We start from the raw sequence: 15,257 nt of genomic DNA, 5'->3' as shown, positions 1-15,257 counted from the left end.
TTCCACTACCACGGCGGAGTCCGTAATAAAGGAGAGTTAGTTACAGGATGGAAGCTTATTCGGATTTTTTCTTTACCGTGTGGATCAGGTTCTTCTTCCTGCTCACCCCCTTCTTCGTACTCTCCACCTTCCTGGCCATGACCCCCGAGCTCACCGCCCGTGAGCGGCGCGCCACCGCCCTCAGGGTGACCCTCGCGGTCCTGGTTGCCTGCTTCGTCCTGTACTCCTTCGGCAACACCCTGTTCTCCCTGTTCGGGATCACGCTCGACTCCTTCAGGATCGGGGCGGGGAGCCTCCTCTTCCTCTCGGCGGTGCACATGGTGCACGGCGATGACAGCGCGCCTCCCAGCGAAAAGCGCGGCGCCATCTCGGTGGTGCCCTTGGCGATCCCCGTCACGGTCGGCCCCGGGACGACCGGTGCGCTGCTGGTCATGGGCGCCGAGGTGCAGCACAACTGGCAGGTCATCGTAGGTCTCGCCGCCCTCGCCATGGCGGTCCTCTGCGTCGGCATCCTGCTGGTGTGCGCCTCCTTCATCGAGCATATCGTCGGTAAGAAGGGGATCACCATCCTGAGCAAGCTGACCGGCCTCTTCGTCGCGGCGCTCGCCGCCCAGATCGTCTTCACCGGGGTCCGCAACTTCCTGTAGATCGGCGCCTAGATATTTCCCCCTTAGCCCTCCCCCTCCGGGGGAGGGTGCCCGCAGGGCGGGTGAGGGCCATGCCACGAAGGGAGATCTCGCATACTGCAGCGCCCTCACCCCTGCCCCTCTCCCGGAGGGCGAGGGGAGCCAGACAGAACACTCCGCGTCCTACGCCCCTCCCCCCGGAGGGGGAGGGGGGAGTGGGGAAGATCTTGGCGCACACAACACAAAAAAGGGGGCTCCGTTTACCGGAGCCCCCTTTACCTCTTTCCTTATCCCTTTTATCCCTGTTACAGGCTCAACTCCGCGTGACCGTTGCAGAGTCTATCGCGCTCGGCGATGACGTCGGCGTCCTCGAGGTAATCGTCGAAGTTCATGTCGCGGTCGATGATGCCGCCCGGCGTGATCTCGATGATCCTGTTGGCCACGGTGGAGACGAACTCGTGGTCGTGGGAGGCGAAGAGCACCACCTCGGTGTAGGAGATGAGCCCGTTGTTCAGGGCGGTGATCGACTCCAGGTCCAGGTGGTTGGTGGGTTCGTCCAGGATGAGGGCGTTGGCGCCGGTCAGCATCATCCTGGAGAGCATGCAACGCACCCGCTCGCCACCGGAGAGGACGCTGGTCTTCTTGGTCGCCTCGTCGCCTGAGAAGAGCATCCTCCCCAAAAAGCCGCGTGCGAAGCTCTCTCCCTCGGTGGGGGGGGAGTACTGCCCGAGCCACTCGATGAGGTTCAGGTCACTCTTGAAATAGTCGCCGTTCTCCTTCGGGAAATAGGCGCTGGTGATGGTCACGCCCCAGCGGAAGGTCCCCTCGTCCGGCTCCACTTCGCCGGCGAGGATCTGGAACAGGGTGGTCTTCGCCAGTGAGCTGCTCCCGACAAAGGCGATCTTGTCGCCCTTTCTCACGATCAGGTCCAGGTCCTTGAACACCTGCACGCCGTCCACCGCCTTTGAGAGGCCTTTCACCTCGAGAATGATGTCGCCGCAGGGGCGCTCCGGTTTGAACACCACCCACGGGTACTTGCGGGAAGAGACCGGCATGTCCTCGATGGTGAGCTTCTCGAGGAGTTTCTTCCTGGAGGTCGCCTGCTTCGCCTTCGATGCGTTGGAGGAGAAGCGCTGGATGAACTCCTTCAACTCGGCGGCCTTGTCCTGGACCTTGCGGTTCTCGTCCTGGCGCTGCTTCAGGTTCAGCTGGCTTGCCTGGTACCAGAAGTCGTAGTTGCCGACGTAGACCTGGATGCGGCTGAAGTCAATGTCGGCTATGTGGGTGCAGACCTGGTTCAGAAAGTGGCGGTCGTGGGAAACCACGATCACGGTGTTCTGGAAGCGGTACAGGAAATCCTCCAGCCAGGCGATCGATTTCAGGTCCAGGTGGTTGGTCGGCTCGTCCAAAAGGAGCACGTCCGGATTGCCGAAGAGGGCCTGTGCCAGGAGCACGCGCACCTTCTCGCCCGCTTCCAGTTCCTTCATCAGCTTGCCGCGCAGCTCCTCCGGTATCCCCAGGCCGTTCAGGAGCACCGCCGCCTCGCTCTCGGCTTCGTAGCCGTTCATCTCGGCGAACTCCGCCTCCAGTTCGGCGGAACGGATGCCGTCCTCCTCGCTGAACTCGGGTTTGGAGTAGATGGCCTCGCGCTCAGCCATCACCTCGTAGAGCTTCTTGTGCCCCATGATCACCGTGTTGAAGACGGTGTGCTCGTCGTAGGCGAACTGGTCCTGCTTGAGGACCGCGACCCTCCCTTTGCCGACCGAGATCTCCCCCTTGTCAGGATCGATTTCCCCGGAAAGGATCTTGAGGAAGGTCGACTTGCCGGCGCCGTTGGCCCCGATCAGGCCGTAGCAGTTGCCCGGGGTGAACTTTATGTTTACGTCTTTGAACAGAACCCTCTTGCCATAGGACAGGGTGACGTTTGATGCGCTGATCATGCTTGCTCCTTCTGCGAAAAATGAAAAGACCACAGGATAGCCTGTGGTCGTGAATCTCGTATTTATACCATTGCTGCGACTGGCTGAGCAACGTCTTTTTTCTCTTCTGACACGATTTTAACCGTACCCGTGCCGCAGTACGGCGCAGTCGCTTTTCTTATAAAAAAATGCTAAAGTCACGCCCAGCGCTGTCGAGGAGTCAAAGATGCCTGCCTCGGTCGATCCGGCCGGTGCCGAAACGCCGTCCAAGGCCTGGGCAACCCGTGGAGCATACATGAAGATAGTCGACAAGATGAACTGCGGTAGTCAGTTCATCTCTTTTGAGTTTTTCCCGCCTAAAGACAAGAACGAATGGCCCGGCTTCTTCCAGGTGGTCGATCGCCTGGCCCAGCTAAAGCCGCTCTTCGCCTCGGTTACCTACGGTGCCGGCGGCAGCACCCAGGGGGACACCCTCGAGATCGTGAGCCGGTTGAAAAGTGAGCACGGCCTGGACACGATGGCCCACCTGACCTGCATCGGCGCCTACCGCGGCGACCTGCAGCTCTTCCTGGACAGCCTCGCCGAGGCCGGGGTGAACGACGTCCTGGCCCTGCGGGGAGACCTCCCCAAGGACGCTCCCCCCGAGTTCTCCGCCTGCCGGACGCTCTTGCACGCTTCCGACCTCGCCGCTTTCATCAAAGAGTCCCACCCCGGCATGGGGATCGGCGTGGCGGGGTATCCCGAGGTGCATCCTGAGGCGGTCGACGCCGAGCACGATCTGGGGTACCTGAAGCTGAAGCTGGACCAGGGGGGCGACTTCGCCATCACCCAGCTCTTTTTCGACAACAAGCTCTACTTCGATTTCGTCGCCAAGGCCCGTTCCATCGGCATTGACAAGCCTATCATTCCCGGTATCATCCCGGTGGTGAGCCTCAAGGTGATCCAGCGCATCATCTCCCTTTGCGGAGCGAGCCTCCCGGCGGCCTACCTGGCCGAGCTGGAGGCTGCCGACCGGGCGGGGGGGGCAGCCGCCGTCCAGAAGGTCGGGGTGGCCCACGCACGGAGGCAGGCCGAGGAACTGCTGGCGGCCGGCGTCCCCGGGGTGCACATTTACACGCTGAACCGAGACCAGGCGGTGCTCGACCTGGTGCAAGGACTGCTGCCGTAGGACCTGCGATGCAATTACATTGAAATGGCGGCGGCCACCCGTCGCTGCAAGGGGGGAAGGTGAACAAGTCACTGCTTTTCCTGCTGCTCGGTGCGCTCATCATCTGCGCACTTCCCTCTCGGCTCCTCGCCGACTATTACAGCTACACCGACAACCGCGGTACTGTCCACATGACCAACAAGCTGCAGGCTGTCCCGGCCAAGTACCGCTCCACCATGAAGGTGACCCGCGAGGATCCCAAAAAACAACCCGCCGGACAGGCGCCAGATGCCTCTCAAGCGGCGCCGGAGAGCCCGTCCGCGCAGCAGGAGGCGCCGGCCGCGCCGCCGGGACGCTTCGCCCAACTTACCGCGCGCCACCTCTGGCTCAAGCCGCTGCTGGTGGTCGCCGCTATCGCCGCCCTCTTCGTCGGGGTCGGCAAACTCGCCTCATGGCTCTCTTCGCCCATGCTCTCCAGGGTGATCTACATCTCCTTTTTCGTCGGCGTCATGGTCTTTCTTTACAAGAGCTACGTGGACTACATGGTGGAGAGCAGCATGAAGATCAAGGAGCGCGCGGTCAGCATGATGAAGAAAGCCTCGAACCGCGAGCTCCCCGGTCCGGCCGCCGGAGAGCCGGCCGAGCCCCAGGCGGTACCGATGCCAGCTTCTGATTCCATGAACCGGCAGTGACGCCGGCTGCAGCACAACAAACCTAGGAGGGTGCCACAATGCTTGTACGAGACAGGATGACTCAAAACCCGATAACCATCATTCCCGACATCTCGGTGACCGAGGCGTTGCGTCTGATGGGCGAAAAGAAGATCCGGCGCCTCCCCGTAGTAGACCGCTCCGGGCTGTTGGTGGGTATCGTTTCCGACCGCGACCTGCTCCAGGCCTCACCGTCGCCGGCTACCTCGCTGGCCATCTGGGAGATCCACGACCTCTTGGCCAAGCTCACCGTGGAGAAGTGCATGGCGAAGGACGTGATCACCGTCTTCGAGGACACCCCGCTCGAGGAGGCTGCCCGCATCATGGTGGATCGCAGGATCGGCGGCCTGCCGGTAGTCAAAGAGGGCAAGCTGGTCGGGATCATCACGGAATCCGATCTGTTCAACATCCTGCTTGAACTCCTGGGCGGCCGCCGCCAGGGGGTGCGCATCACCGTCGCCACTACCGGTGCCAAGGGGACCCTCGCCGACGTGACCAAGACCATCTACGAGGCAGGCGGCAACATCGTCGGCCTTGGCTTCAGCGAGGTCGACGGCAACCAGGCCGACACCTGGGTGAACACCTTCAAGGTGCAGGGGGTCTCCAAGGAAACGCTGGTGGAGGCGATCCGGCCTCACGTGCGCGAGATCATGGACGTGCGCGAGACCTCGTGACGGCAGGGGAGTGAAATGCACCTGATACAGATCCTGCTGCCGCTTTACGACAACGAGGGTAACCAGTTCACCCAGGACGAGTTCCTCAAGGTGCGTGACGAGCTCTCGGAGCGCTTCGGCGGCATCACCACCTACATGCGCTCCCCGGCACGCGGACTCTGGAAGGAGACCAAGGAGACCACGGTCCAGGACGACATCATCATCTACGAGGTGATGACCAGGGAGCTGGACCGGGCCTGGTGGAGGAAGTACCGGCAGCAGTTGACTGCCGATTTCCGGCAGGCGCTGCTGATCGTGAGAGCGAGCGAGGTGGAGCTCCTCTAGCCGCGGGAACTGCAAGGCGTAAAAAAAAAGCCGGGTGCTCAGGCGACCGTCATGGTCGCCGGGCACCCGGCTTTTTCGTCGATGCGTGACGGGTCCTAGAAGCGCTCGAAATCCTCGTCCATTTCCAGGTCGGCGCCGACGGCCTTACCCATATGACCGGCACCGACGTGGGCCGCGGGTGCCTTGGCAGCAGTTATCTGCTTCATGCCCGGCCTCTCCTTCGCCTTCGTGGTGCGGACCGTTCTCGCCTTCGCCGTACCTTCATCGCCGGTCTTGAAGAAGGCGATGGTGCTTTGCAACTGCTCGGCCTGCGAGGCGAGCTCCTCGGCGGTGGAGGACATCTCCTCGGAGGCGCTGGCGTTTTGCTGGATGACCTGGTCGAGTTGCTGGATCGCCTTGTTGATCTGCTCGGCGCCGGTATCCTGTTCGCGGCTGGCGGCGCTGATTTCCTGGACCAGTTCCGCGGTCTTCTGGATGTCCGGAACCATCTTGGACAGGAGTTCGCCTGCCTTCTCGGCGATGTTCACGCTGTTGGCGGAGAGCTCGGAGATCTCACCGGCTGCTTTCTGGCTCCGCTCCGCGAGTTTCCTCACCTCGCTTGCCACGACCGCGAAACCCTTGCCGTGCTCGCCGGCGCGGGCCGCCTCGATGGCCGCGTTCAGGGCCAAGAGGTTGGTCTGGCGCGCGATCTCCTCGATGATATTGATCTTGCTGGCGATCTCCTTCATGGCATGGACGGTTTCCTGTACCGCCTTGCCCCCTTCCTTGGCGTCTTCGGCGGACTTCACCGCGATCTTCTCGGTCTGGATCGCGTTGTCGGCGTTCTGGCGGATGTTGGACGTCATCTGCTCCATGCTGGAAGAGGCTTCCTCGGCGGCCGCCGCCTGCTCGCTCGCCCCCTGCGACATCTCCTCGGAACTGGAGGAGAGTTCCTGGCTCCCCTGCGCCACGTAGTTGGTGGCCGCTTTCACTTCGGTCACCACCTCTTTGAGCTTGTTCAGCATGGTGCGCATGGCGGCGAGCAACTGTCCCGTCTCGTCCTTCGAGGTCTGGCCGATTTCGAAGGTCAGGTCACCATCGGCAAGACGGTTGGCGGTGTCGACCCCCACCTGCAGCGGCTTTTTGATGCTGGCGGTGACCAGGAAACTGAGGGCGACTGCAAGCAGCACGGCAACTATGGAGATGGTGATTAGCAGGAAGACCACCCGCTGGGTCGCTTTCAGGACCATTCCTTTTTCCTGCTGCATGGCCTTGTTTCCTTCCTGCGCCAGCTCGACAGCAGTATTCTCCATCTTGTGGGTTTCATCCTTGAAAGCGCCAACGGCGGCGTTGGCCTCGGCCGGTGTCTTCACCTTCCCATCGAGGATGGAGCCGGCCACCTTCGCAAAGCCTGCCTTATAGAGGGCGAAGCTTTCCTTTATGATCTTGGTCTTCTCCACGTCCTCCTTGTCCCGTACCACTTTCTCCAGATCCGCTACGCGCTCGGCCGTCTTGCCCGCCTCCTCGTTCCACTTGGCGTAATACTCCTCGACCTTTTTAGCATCGGTGATGTTCAGGAACATGTCCTTTTCATAGCGTCTCATCCCCAATACGTTGGCCCTGGCCCTGGCTGCGTGCTCGGCGATCTTGGCTTCTCCGTCAAGGACTGTGACCATGGTGTTTTCGCCGTCTTTGACCCCCCAGTAACCGGTGCCGGCAACTCCGACCAACAGCAGGACAACGAGCCCGAAGCTGAGCATCAACCTGGTACCAATCTTCATGTTCTTGAGCATTTTTATTCCCCCCTTAGGCAGAGCGCCTATCTGTAACGTCGCTGTTAACTGACATATCGACTCTTGCATCGTATACGGAATGGTACTGATGGAATCAGTATTTTCGAAATGTCCCGTTTGGTCGGGGCGTACAAGATCAGCACATTGCCACTTTTCACGTGGGCTTATGTGAATATCGGAGCCTGTGGGATTTTCTTAAATAAAGAATGGTTTGAGAGGAAATGGGGACAGCTCTCCACAGAGAGGAGGGACACAACTCCGGCGGAAGTGACGGATGGGGCACTTTTTAGAGAAAGGGCGGAAGACAGTGAGTGTGGGGGAGGGAAGTCTCCCCCTAATTCTGGCTGGGTGGCTCGTACTTGTAGCCCGCGCCGTAGATGGAATGGATCAGCTCCTGGTCGGGGGCGACGGCGGAGATCTTCTTGCGCAGCTTCTTGATATGACTGTCGATGGTACGGTCGCTCACGATGCGCTGGTCGGAGTAGATGCGGTCCATCAACTGGGTCCGTGAGTAGATGCGTCCGGGGTTCTGGTAGAGAAAGTGCAAGAGCTTGAATTCGACCACGGTCAGGTCGAGGTCGCGCCCCTTGAACTGGGCCGAGTAGCGGTCGGGGTCCAGGGTGAGGCCGCCGGCCGAGGTGGTGGGCTGTTCCACGCTGCGGCGCAGCACGGTTTTCACCCGCGCCACCACCTCGCGGGGGCTGAAGGGCTTGCAGACGTAGTCGTCGGCGCCAAGCTCCAGGCCGAGCAGCCGGTCGATCTCCTCGACGCGGGCCGTGATCATGATGATGGGAAGCTGCGAGAAGGTGCGTATCTCCTTGCAGATCTCCAGCCCGTCGCGCCCGGGGAGCATCAGGTCGAGCAGCACGAGGTCCGGCTGCCGCTCCCGCACCCGCGGCACCACCTCGGTACCGTTGGCGATCCACACGGTCTCGAAGCCGGACTGCTTCAGGTAATCCCCCAAAAGGCTCGCCAGCTTTTCCTCGTCCTCGACGATCATGATGGTCTGTGTCATGTCCTGCTCCCCGTAAGTGGCAGTTCTATCCTGATCAGCACCCCCCCCTTGGGGGAGGGGAGTGCGGCGATGGTCCCCTCGTGCGCCTCCACGATGTTCTTGCAGATGGCCAGGCCGAGCCCGGCGCCCCCGAGGGCACGGTTCCTGGAATTCTCCACCCGGAACAGCCGGTCGAAGAGCTGGGCCAGTTCCTCGGGCTGCACCCCGGGCGCCGAGTCGGCGAATTCCACGATGGCACGGCCGCCGTCACGCTTGAGCCGCACCGAGAGCTCACCGCCTGGGTCGGTGTACTTGAGCGAGTTGCCCAAGAGGTTGCTGAAAAGCTGGTTCAGGCGCCCCCCGTCCGCGAAGACGGTCAGCTCCTCGCGGGGGAGCAGCTGCCGCAGCGCGATGCTCTTCTGGCGGAACTTCGCGGCGAACGGCTCCAGGGCGTCCTCCAGGAGTTCGGTCAGGTCGACCAGTTCCTTTCTGTAGTTGAGCGCGCCGATGTCGGACATGGAGATCTGGTACAGGTCCTCGACCAGCCGCCCCAGGTGCATAACCTCAGCGTGCAGCGACCGCATCGACTCCGGTCCAAGCGGGCGCACCCCGTCCTGCAGCGCCTCGATCTCGCCGCGCAGGATGGATAGTGGCGTGCGCAGTTCGTGGGAGATGTCGGCCAGGTAGCGCCGGCGGGCCCGCTCGTTGTTTTCCAGGGAGAGGGCCAGGGTGTTGAAGTCGCGGGCGAGTTGCCCAAGTTCGTCGCTGGATTCCACCGGCACCCTGGTGTCGTATTCGCCCGAGGCGAGTCGGTGCAGGGAGCCGGCGAGCCTCTTGATCGGCTCGACCAGGCGGTGCGCAAGGGGGAGCGAGAGCGCCGCCGACACGAGCAGCATGACGACGGCGACCAGCCCCATGGTGAGCTTTTGCTGCTGCACGAAGAGGAGCTGGTAGGTGTCGGTGAGCCGCTGCCTCGGACGCAGCGCCAGGTAGCCCACCACCTCGCCGTCGCTGGTCAGCTTCTTCACCTGCGCCGTGTCCAAGTTCCCCTGGGTCCCCTGGAGCAGGCGCTTGCCGGCGTCGAGCAGCACCACGCGCCCTTCGAAACGGTAGAGGAAGCGCTGCGGCAGGTGCTGCCCCTGGCTGCTCAGGTTCATGAACCCGCGCCGCCCCATCCTGTGCTGGGCGCCGTCGCTGTCGCCGCCTTCGCGTCCTTCGCGTGTCGCGGCAACGATGTCGAACCAGGTGGAGGGCTCCTGCTGCAGGAATTCCCAGCTGCCGTTACTGCCGTAGGACTGCTCCAGCACGCGTGCCAGCCGCTGCAGCCGGTCCTTCTCCATGGTGTTCACGTAGGCGAGGAAGCCGTGCCCGATGCTCCATTGCATGATGAGGAACATGGAAATCACCACCGCGCCGGTTGCGGCAAGCATGGTGAATAAGAGCCTGTATTTGATCTTTACCTTCATGGCATCCACCGTTTAAGTCAATCGTACAGCTTTGTATTAGCATAGTTGTGGTTAATGTGCCATTGCATCTTTGAGCCGGAAGGAAATTCCACATTTGCTCCACAATTGTTCCTTATTGTACTGTTAGCTTGATACTCAAATAATGATTGGAGCGGACCGGGAAGTCATGGCCGCCACTGAAAGCACGGCAACGATCATCTGAAAGAAAGACGGCCTGAGGCCGCAAGGAGAAGATCATGAAAAAGCTTATCGCACTGGCATTTGTCATCGTACTTGCCGGAGCCGCCACGGCCCAGGCAAGGGTGGATTTCAGCGTTAACATCGGCATTCCGGTCGCCCCGGTCCCCGTAGCCCCGCCACCAGTCGTCTACCCCGCACCTGCCCCGGTGGTCTACCCGCCCCCTGTGGCCCCGGTGGCCTACGCCGAACCGCCCAGCTTCATCTACTCGCCTGCCCTGGGGTTCTACGTGTCGGTGGGGCTACCCTACGACGTGGTCTACATGGACAACGGCTACTACCAGTACCGGGACGGCTATTGGTACGTGGCGAACAGCTACCGCGGACCGTGGACCTACGTCGCCCCGCGCCGGCTCCCCTACGGCCTGCACCAGCACCGCTACGAGCAGATCCGTTACTACCGCGACCACGAGTATCGCACCTACCTGAGCGATCGCGACCACTACCGTGGCAACTGGTACCGCCCGGTGGCGGAGCGCCGCGACGGTCGCTGGGGCGAGCGCAAGGATTACTACCGCGACGGGTACAGGGATGGCCGCCGCGACAACCGCTGGGATGACCGCAGGGACGACCGCAGGGACAACCGCAGGGACGACCGCCGCGACTACAGGGATCGCCACTGATCCCGCGGCCTGCAACCTCCTCCCGTGCCCGGGCTTCCGGGCTCTCCTCCTTCTCCTGGAGGGACGGGACGGGAGGGGGAAGCCTTTCCCACGGCGGCTGTGCAGCATTAGAGAAATTTGAGCCGTCTTTTCTCCCGTTTCGTGGTATAGTCGCAACTCTAATGAGTCACGGACCCCATGGGCCTTTCAGGCTTCTGGGGTTTTTTGTGGCGTCACACCAAGAAACAGGAGTACCAGTGGATTTCAAACAGTTTAACTTGCACCCCAAGGTCCAGGCAGGCGTAGAGGCCGTGGGGTACCAGACCCCGACCCCCATCCAGTTGCAGGCCATTCCCACGGTGATCGCCGGACAGGACGTGCTCGGGCTGGCCCAGACCGGTACCGGCAAGACCGCCGCCTTCGGTCTTCCCATGCTGCACCGCCTGGTGGAGGGGAGCCGCGGCCAGGTGCGTGCGCTCGTGCTTGCCCCCACCCGCGAGCTCGCCGAGCAGATCAACGAATCGCTCACCGCACTGGCGCAGCAGACCCGGCTGAAAAGCATCACCGTCTACGGCGGCGTCAACATCAACACCCAGATTAAGAAGCTCAGGGAGGGGGCCGACATCGTGGTCGCCTGCCCCGGGCGCCTGCTTGACCATATCTCCCAGGGAACCATCGATCTTTCCAAGGTCGAGGTCCTGGTCCTGGACGAGGCGGACCAGATGTTCGACATGGGCTTTCTCCCCGACGTGAGGAAGATCCTGCGGGTGCTCCCCGGCAAGAGGCAGAACCTGATGTTCTCCGCCACCATGCCCGACGACATCCGCCGCCTGGCGCACGAGATCCTGTGCCGTCCGGTCACCGTGCAGGTGAGCCGCACCGCCCCGGCGGCGACCGTCTCGCATGCCCTTTACCCGGTGGGGCAGCACCTGAAGACCCCGCTTCTCTTCGAGCTCTTGAAACACACCGACACCGAGAGCGTGCTCATCTTCACCAAGACCAAGCACCGCGCCAAGAGGGTGGGGGAGCAGCTCGAGAAGGCGGGCTACAAGGCGACCAGCCTGCAGGGGAACCTGTCCCAAAACCGCAGGCAGGCGGCCTTGGACGGCTTCCGGGACGGCACCTACCAGATCATGGTTGCCACCGACATCGCCGCCCGCGGCATCGACGTCTCCCTCATCTCCCACGTCATCAACTACGACATCCCCGACACCCCGGAGGCCTACACCCACCGCATCGGCCGCACCGGCCGCGCCGCCAAGACCGGCGACGCCTTCACCCTGGTGACCGGCGAGGACGAGGCGATGGTTAAAAGCATCGAGCGCGTGCTCGGCTCCAAGATCGAGCGGCGCCGGGTGGAGGGGTTCGACTACACCGTGCCGCCGCCGAAAAAGGACGCCGAGTTCGCCCGCGCCCCGCGCGAGCCGCAGCGCAAGAAGCAGCCGGCCGCCGCGACCCAGGGCAAGCCCGCCGAAGCCAAGAGCGCGCAGGGAGCGGGGAGACCCGCCCAGCCGGGCAGCAGCCGCGGTCCCGGTGCATCCCGTCCCGGCGGCAGCCGCCAGCAGGCCGGGCAGCGCCAGGGCGGCAACCGCCCGGCCGGTGCCAGTGCCGGTGCCGGTGAAGGGCAGCGCGCCGGCGCGCAGCGTCCCGGCAACCAGGCCGCCCGGCGCAGCGGCAGGTAGGCTGCAGCGGCAATCAAGCGCAAAAGAAAAGGGGAAAGTCTCGCGACTTTCCCCTTTTTTCATGGTGGCTGCCGGCTTCAGTCTCCCAGCCACCCCGCTTCGGGAAGCTGTACCGGATCGCATACAGCGTCGACGTCCCTGGCCTTGGCGCCGCAGTTGCCGCATTCGACGGTAGGTTGCAGCGTGAGTTGGTGAACCTTGTCTATCTCTCCTCTCGCGGTAAGGGCGCAGATGTGCTCGCTGTGCCCCTCTTTGTTGCATGCCATGATTGTCACCTCCTAGTCAGAAATGTCATAGCCGCTTCGCCCGATGGAGCTGCATTGTCTTTGTTGAGATGTTACTATTCCATTTTACCCTTTTTTGCTAAAATTGTTGTCACAGAAGAAGATAGCTACAGGCTGAGGAGGTAACCCATGCTCGCATCGAGATGCCCCAAATGCAACGGCAGAGGAAAAATCCTGATGGCTTCCCGGCAGTCCGGATATGATGTCGAGGAAGTTCCCTGCACCATGTGCAAGGGGTCGGGACGGAAATAGCAAAGCGCAGCCAGGAGAGACAACAGGACGGATGCGCTGAGGATACGAAAAGAGGGGGAGGCCACTGCGGCGTCCCCCTTTGCTCGTTACACGGAGCGTTGCCTCGGCGGACGCCGCAGGCTCAGTCGACGGGGGACGGCTCCGATATCGGAACCAGCAACAAGGGGCACCTGCTGCGACTGCAGATGCCGTGGGCCACGCTTCCGGTCCAGAAGGCGGCCATGCCGGTCTTGCCGTGGGTAGGGAGCACCATGAGGTCTATCTTCGCCTCCTGGGCGGCCCGGGCGATGGTCTCGGCCGGATCCCCCCTGAGGACGTGGGCCGAGGCACGGATCCCCTCCCGGACCAGTTCCTGCACCACCCCGTCCAGGTGCTCGGAGGCGTCCCGCGCCTCCAGGTCCAGGATGCGCGACGCCGTGGCCGGCAGGGTCCGCGCCGTCACCTTCTCGTCCGGGGGAAGCGACTCGTAGGTGGGGATCACCGTGGTGATGTGCAGGTCGGCGTTGCAGATCCTCGCCACCGCCATGACCACCGGCAGACCCTTCTCGTGCTCCGGGTCGGTGTCCAGCGGCAGGAGTATCTGGCAGCAGCAAAACGGCGGCGGCTCGCCGCGCTCGTCGGGGTGGGTGATCAGGACCGGGAGGGTCCCCCCGGCGATCACCTTCTGCGCGATGGAGCCGAACAGCAGGTGGATTGCCTTGCCGCGCCCGTGCGAGCACATCACCACGAGGTCGTGGCCGAGTTCGGCGGCATGGGCGACGATGCTCTGGGACACGAGCTGGGTCTCGGTCTCGTGTACGTGGCACTCGACCCGCGGGATGCCTTCAAACCACTGCCGCGCCACTTCCTGCAGGTAGCGCTGCGCCTCTTCGAAACCGGTCAGGTGCTTCTGGCCGTGCACCTGGCTCGGGGCGTCCTTCTCCACCACGTGGAAAAGGGTCACCTGGGCGCCCAGCTTTTCGGCCATGAAGCGGGCGGCCGGGAGGGCCGCCTCGGCGAGTTTTGATCCGTCCATCGGGACGAGAATGTGCTTGAACATGGTAATCATCCTGGGAAAAAGGTCGCGTAGATCAGGTAGATGTTGAGGGCGACGATGAGGCTCGCCGCCACGCCGGCAAGGACCGTGGTAGCCCCCTTGTTGACCAGGTCTCCCATCAGGTCGCGGCGGCGGGTGAAGAGCACCAGCGGGACGATGGCGAAGGGGAGCCCGAAGGAGAGCACCACCTGGCTGATCACCAGGGTGCGGGTCGGGTCGAACCCCATGGCGATCACGAACAGGGAAGGCGCCATGGTGACGAGGCGCCTGATCCAGGGCTTTATGTGGCGCTGGATGAACCCCTGCATGATCACCTGACCTGCGCTGGTCCCCACGCTGCTTGAGGAGAGACCGGAGAAGAGCAGTGAGATGCCGAAGATGTACTTCGCCGCCGAGCCGAGGAGCGGCTCCAGGGTCCGGTACGCCTCCTCGATGGTGGCGACCGAGGTCTTGCCGGTGGCGTAGAAGGTGGCCGCTGCCATGATGAGCATGGACATGTTCACGAAGCTCGCGATCCCCATGGCGATCACCACGTCCATGATCTCGTAGCGGAACAGGGTGCGCAGCTTCGCCCTGTCCTTCACCACGATCCTCCCCTGCATGAGCGACGAGTGCAGGAAGATGGCGTGAGGCATGACGGTGGCGCCGATGATGCCCGTGGCCAAGAGGATGCTTTCGCGACCGGCGAAGGCGGGGCGCACCACGTGGCCGGCGATGTCGCCCCAGTCCGGGCTCGCGATGAAGATCTCGGCCACGTAGCAAAGGGCGATGACGGCGACCATGGCGGAGATCACCGCCTCCAGGGGTCTGAAGCCGAAGCGCTCCATGCCGAGGATGCCGATGGTGGTCAGGGCGGTGAGCAGGGCTCCTGCCAAAAGCGGGATGCCGAACAGGAGCTGGAAGCCGAGCGCCGCTCCCATGAACTCGGCCAGGTCGGTGGCCATGGCCACCGCCTCCATGATGATCCACATGGTGATCGATACCGGCTTGGGGAACTGGTTGCGGCAGTGCTCCGCGAGGTTCTGGCCGGTGGCGAGGCCCAGCTTGGCGGAGAGCGTCTGGATCAGCATGGCGATCAGGTTGCTGGTGATGATCACCCAAAGCAGCAGGTAGCCGAACTGCGCCCCCCCCTGGATGTTGGTGGCGAAGTTGCCGGGATCGACGTAGGCGACGCTGGCGATGAAGGCGGGGCCGAGGAAGGGGAAGACGCGGGCGAGTCTGGATTTCTTCGTTTCGCGCGACAGGGCCTCCAGGGCGGACTGGACGGTCCTCGAATCAAGGTTGCTGGCGCTGTTTTTGGGCAATGTGACCTCGCGGGCTGGCTCGTGGGCCGGAACGTCACCTAATTCTATCTGCGATGGCTTGAAGAGCAACTCCTGGCTTTGAAAAACATGGTCAGGCGCCGTAAGGCTGTAAAATGAGTTGGCAGCGCACCAAAGAGCATGGTAAAAGCGACGGTGAAGTAGTATAGCCGAGGCGGCCATTGCGGTCGCTGCAAAATTGTTTGATAATTATCATTATCTCGGCTAGAA

General features: G+C 62.7%; 14 protein-coding genes. 7 read left to right on the top strand and 7 right to left on the bottom strand.

From position 1 onward, the window contains the following. The first annotated feature begins 47 nt into the window (after positions 1 to 47). The gene (locus tag KOM00_RS08825; protein WP_216498543.1) at positions 48 to 647 is read left to right on the top strand and encodes a MarC family protein; all 600 of its coding nucleotides are present in this window, start codon (positions 48 to 50) and stop codon (positions 645 to 647) included. Between the two features lie 284 nt (positions 648 to 931). On the opposite strand, the gene KOM00_RS08820 is transcribed toward KOM00_RS08825, so the two are convergent. Continuing rightward, positions 932 to 2,566, bottom strand: a complete 1,635-nt coding sequence (locus tag KOM00_RS08820; RefSeq protein WP_216498542.1) for an ABC-F family ATP-binding cassette domain-containing protein — start codon at positions 2,564 to 2,566, stop codon at positions 932 to 934. A gap of 274 nt (positions 2,567 to 2,840) precedes the next feature. Between KOM00_RS08820 and KOM00_RS08815 the strand changes: the two genes are divergently transcribed. Genes KOM00_RS08815 through KOM00_RS08800 form a run of 4 tightly spaced genes read left to right on the top strand, consistent with a single transcriptional unit; the run spans position 2,841 to position 5,400 of the window. Continuing rightward, positions 2,841 to 3,713, top strand: a complete 873-nt coding sequence (locus tag KOM00_RS08815; RefSeq protein WP_216498541.1) for a methylenetetrahydrofolate reductase — start codon at positions 2,841 to 2,843, stop codon at positions 3,711 to 3,713. A 59-nt stretch (positions 3,714 to 3,772) separates the two neighbouring features. Further along, the gene (locus KOM00_RS08810; protein WP_216498540.1) at positions 3,773 to 4,384 is read left to right on the top strand and encodes a DUF4124 domain-containing protein; all 612 of its coding nucleotides are present in this window, start codon (positions 3,773 to 3,775) and stop codon (positions 4,382 to 4,384) included. A gap of 38 nt (positions 4,385 to 4,422) precedes the next feature. After that, positions 4,423 to 5,076: a CBS domain-containing protein gene (locus KOM00_RS08805; protein WP_216498539.1), complete on the top strand. Its 654-nt coding sequence runs from the start codon at positions 4,423 to 4,425 to the stop codon at positions 5,074 to 5,076. Between the two features lie 15 nt (positions 5,077 to 5,091). Next, positions 5,092 to 5,400, top strand: coding sequence for a hypothetical protein (locus KOM00_RS08800; RefSeq protein ID WP_216498538.1), 309 nt, complete (start codon positions 5,092 to 5,094; stop codon positions 5,398 to 5,400). 95 nt (positions 5,401 to 5,495) lie between these two features. Here KOM00_RS08800 and KOM00_RS08795 read toward each other — a convergent pair whose 3' ends face one another. The 3 genes from KOM00_RS08795 to KOM00_RS08785 all read right to left on the bottom strand — a co-directional run bounded on the left by KOM00_RS08795 (position 5,496) and on the right by KOM00_RS08785 (position 9,632). Next, positions 5,496 to 7,172, bottom strand: coding sequence for a methyl-accepting chemotaxis protein (locus KOM00_RS08795; RefSeq protein ID WP_216498537.1), 1,677 nt, complete (start codon positions 7,170 to 7,172; stop codon positions 5,496 to 5,498). A 334-nt stretch (positions 7,173 to 7,506) separates the two neighbouring features. Beyond that, complete coding sequence (locus KOM00_RS08790) at positions 7,507 to 8,187, bottom strand: response regulator (protein ID WP_216498536.1); 681 nt, start codon at positions 8,185 to 8,187, stop codon at positions 7,507 to 7,509. Then, a complete protein-coding gene (locus KOM00_RS08785) occupies positions 8,184 to 9,632 on the bottom strand; it encodes an ATP-binding protein (protein WP_216498535.1) in 1,449 nt (482 codons plus the stop codon). The genes KOM00_RS08790 and KOM00_RS08785 overlap by 4 nt, the downstream gene beginning before the upstream one ends. A 236-nt stretch (positions 9,633 to 9,868) precedes the next feature. Between KOM00_RS08785 and KOM00_RS08780 the strand changes: the two genes are divergently transcribed. Both KOM00_RS08780 and KOM00_RS08775 read left to right on the top strand, forming a co-directional pair. After that, positions 9,869 to 10,492, top strand: coding sequence for a hypothetical protein (locus KOM00_RS08780; protein ID WP_216498534.1), 624 nt, complete (start codon positions 9,869 to 9,871; stop codon positions 10,490 to 10,492). A 236-nt stretch (positions 10,493 to 10,728) separates the two neighbouring features. After that, entirely contained in the window at positions 10,729 to 12,153 is a 1,425-nt protein-coding gene (locus KOM00_RS08775) for a DEAD/DEAH box helicase (protein WP_216498533.1), read from the top strand. 77 nt (positions 12,154 to 12,230) lie between these two features. Here KOM00_RS08775 and KOM00_RS08770 read toward each other — a convergent pair whose 3' ends face one another. The 3 genes from KOM00_RS08770 to KOM00_RS08760 form a co-directional block, all read right to left on the bottom strand. Beyond that, positions 12,231 to 12,419: a hypothetical protein gene (locus tag KOM00_RS08770; RefSeq protein WP_216498532.1), complete on the bottom strand. Its 189-nt coding sequence runs from the start codon at positions 12,417 to 12,419 to the stop codon at positions 12,231 to 12,233. A gap of 391 nt (positions 12,420 to 12,810) precedes the next feature. Continuing rightward, the gene (locus KOM00_RS08765) at positions 12,811 to 13,728 is read right to left on the bottom strand and encodes a universal stress protein (protein ID WP_216498531.1); all 918 of its coding nucleotides are present in this window, start codon (positions 13,726 to 13,728) and stop codon (positions 12,811 to 12,813) included. Between the two features lie 5 nt (positions 13,729 to 13,733). Further along, positions 13,734 to 15,029, bottom strand: a complete 1,296-nt coding sequence (locus tag KOM00_RS08760) for an Nramp family divalent metal transporter (protein ID WP_236026835.1) — start codon at positions 15,027 to 15,029, stop codon at positions 13,734 to 13,736. Between the last annotated feature and the right edge of the window lie 228 nt (positions 15,030 to 15,257).

Source organism: Geomonas diazotrophica (assembly GCF_018919385.1).
Lineage (GTDB): Bacteria > Desulfobacterota > Desulfuromonadia > Geobacterales > Geobacteraceae > Geomonas > Geomonas diazotrophica.
The sequence above is the reverse complement of the archived record's forward strand: the minus strand, read 5'-3'. Positions and strand labels throughout refer to the sequence as shown.

Coding starts and splice junctions, on each gene's coding strand:
- KOM00_RS08765 (WP_216498531.1), bottom strand. CDS start 13,728: ATGTTCAAGCACATTCTCGTCCCGATGGACGGATCAAAACTCGCCGAG.
- KOM00_RS08795 (WP_216498537.1), bottom strand. CDS start 7,172: ATGCTCAAGAACATGAAGATTGGTACCAGGTTGATGCTCAGCTTCGGG.
- KOM00_RS08785 (WP_216498535.1), bottom strand. CDS start 9,632: ATGAAGGTAAAGATCAAATACAGGCTCTTATTCACCATGCTTGCCGCA.
- KOM00_RS08820 (WP_216498542.1), bottom strand. CDS start 2,566: ATGATCAGCGCATCAAACGTCACCCTGTCCTATGGCAAGAGGGTTCTG.
- KOM00_RS08815 (WP_216498541.1), top strand. CDS start 2,841: ATGAAGATAGTCGACAAGATGAACTGCGGTAGTCAGTTCATCTCTTTT.
- KOM00_RS08780 (WP_216498534.1), top strand. CDS start 9,869: ATGAAAAAGCTTATCGCACTGGCATTTGTCATCGTACTTGCCGGAGCC.
- KOM00_RS08790 (WP_216498536.1), bottom strand. CDS start 8,187: ATGACACAGACCATCATGATCGTCGAGGACGAGGAAAAGCTGGCGAGC.
- KOM00_RS08770 (WP_216498532.1), bottom strand. CDS start 12,419: ATGGCATGCAACAAAGAGGGGCACAGCGAGCACATCTGCGCCCTTACC.
- KOM00_RS08825 (WP_216498543.1), top strand. CDS start 48: ATGGAAGCTTATTCGGATTTTTTCTTTACCGTGTGGATCAGGTTCTTC.
- KOM00_RS08805 (WP_216498539.1), top strand. CDS start 4,423: ATGCTTGTACGAGACAGGATGACTCAAAACCCGATAACCATCATTCCC.
- KOM00_RS08800 (WP_216498538.1), top strand. CDS start 5,092: ATGCACCTGATACAGATCCTGCTGCCGCTTTACGACAACGAGGGTAAC.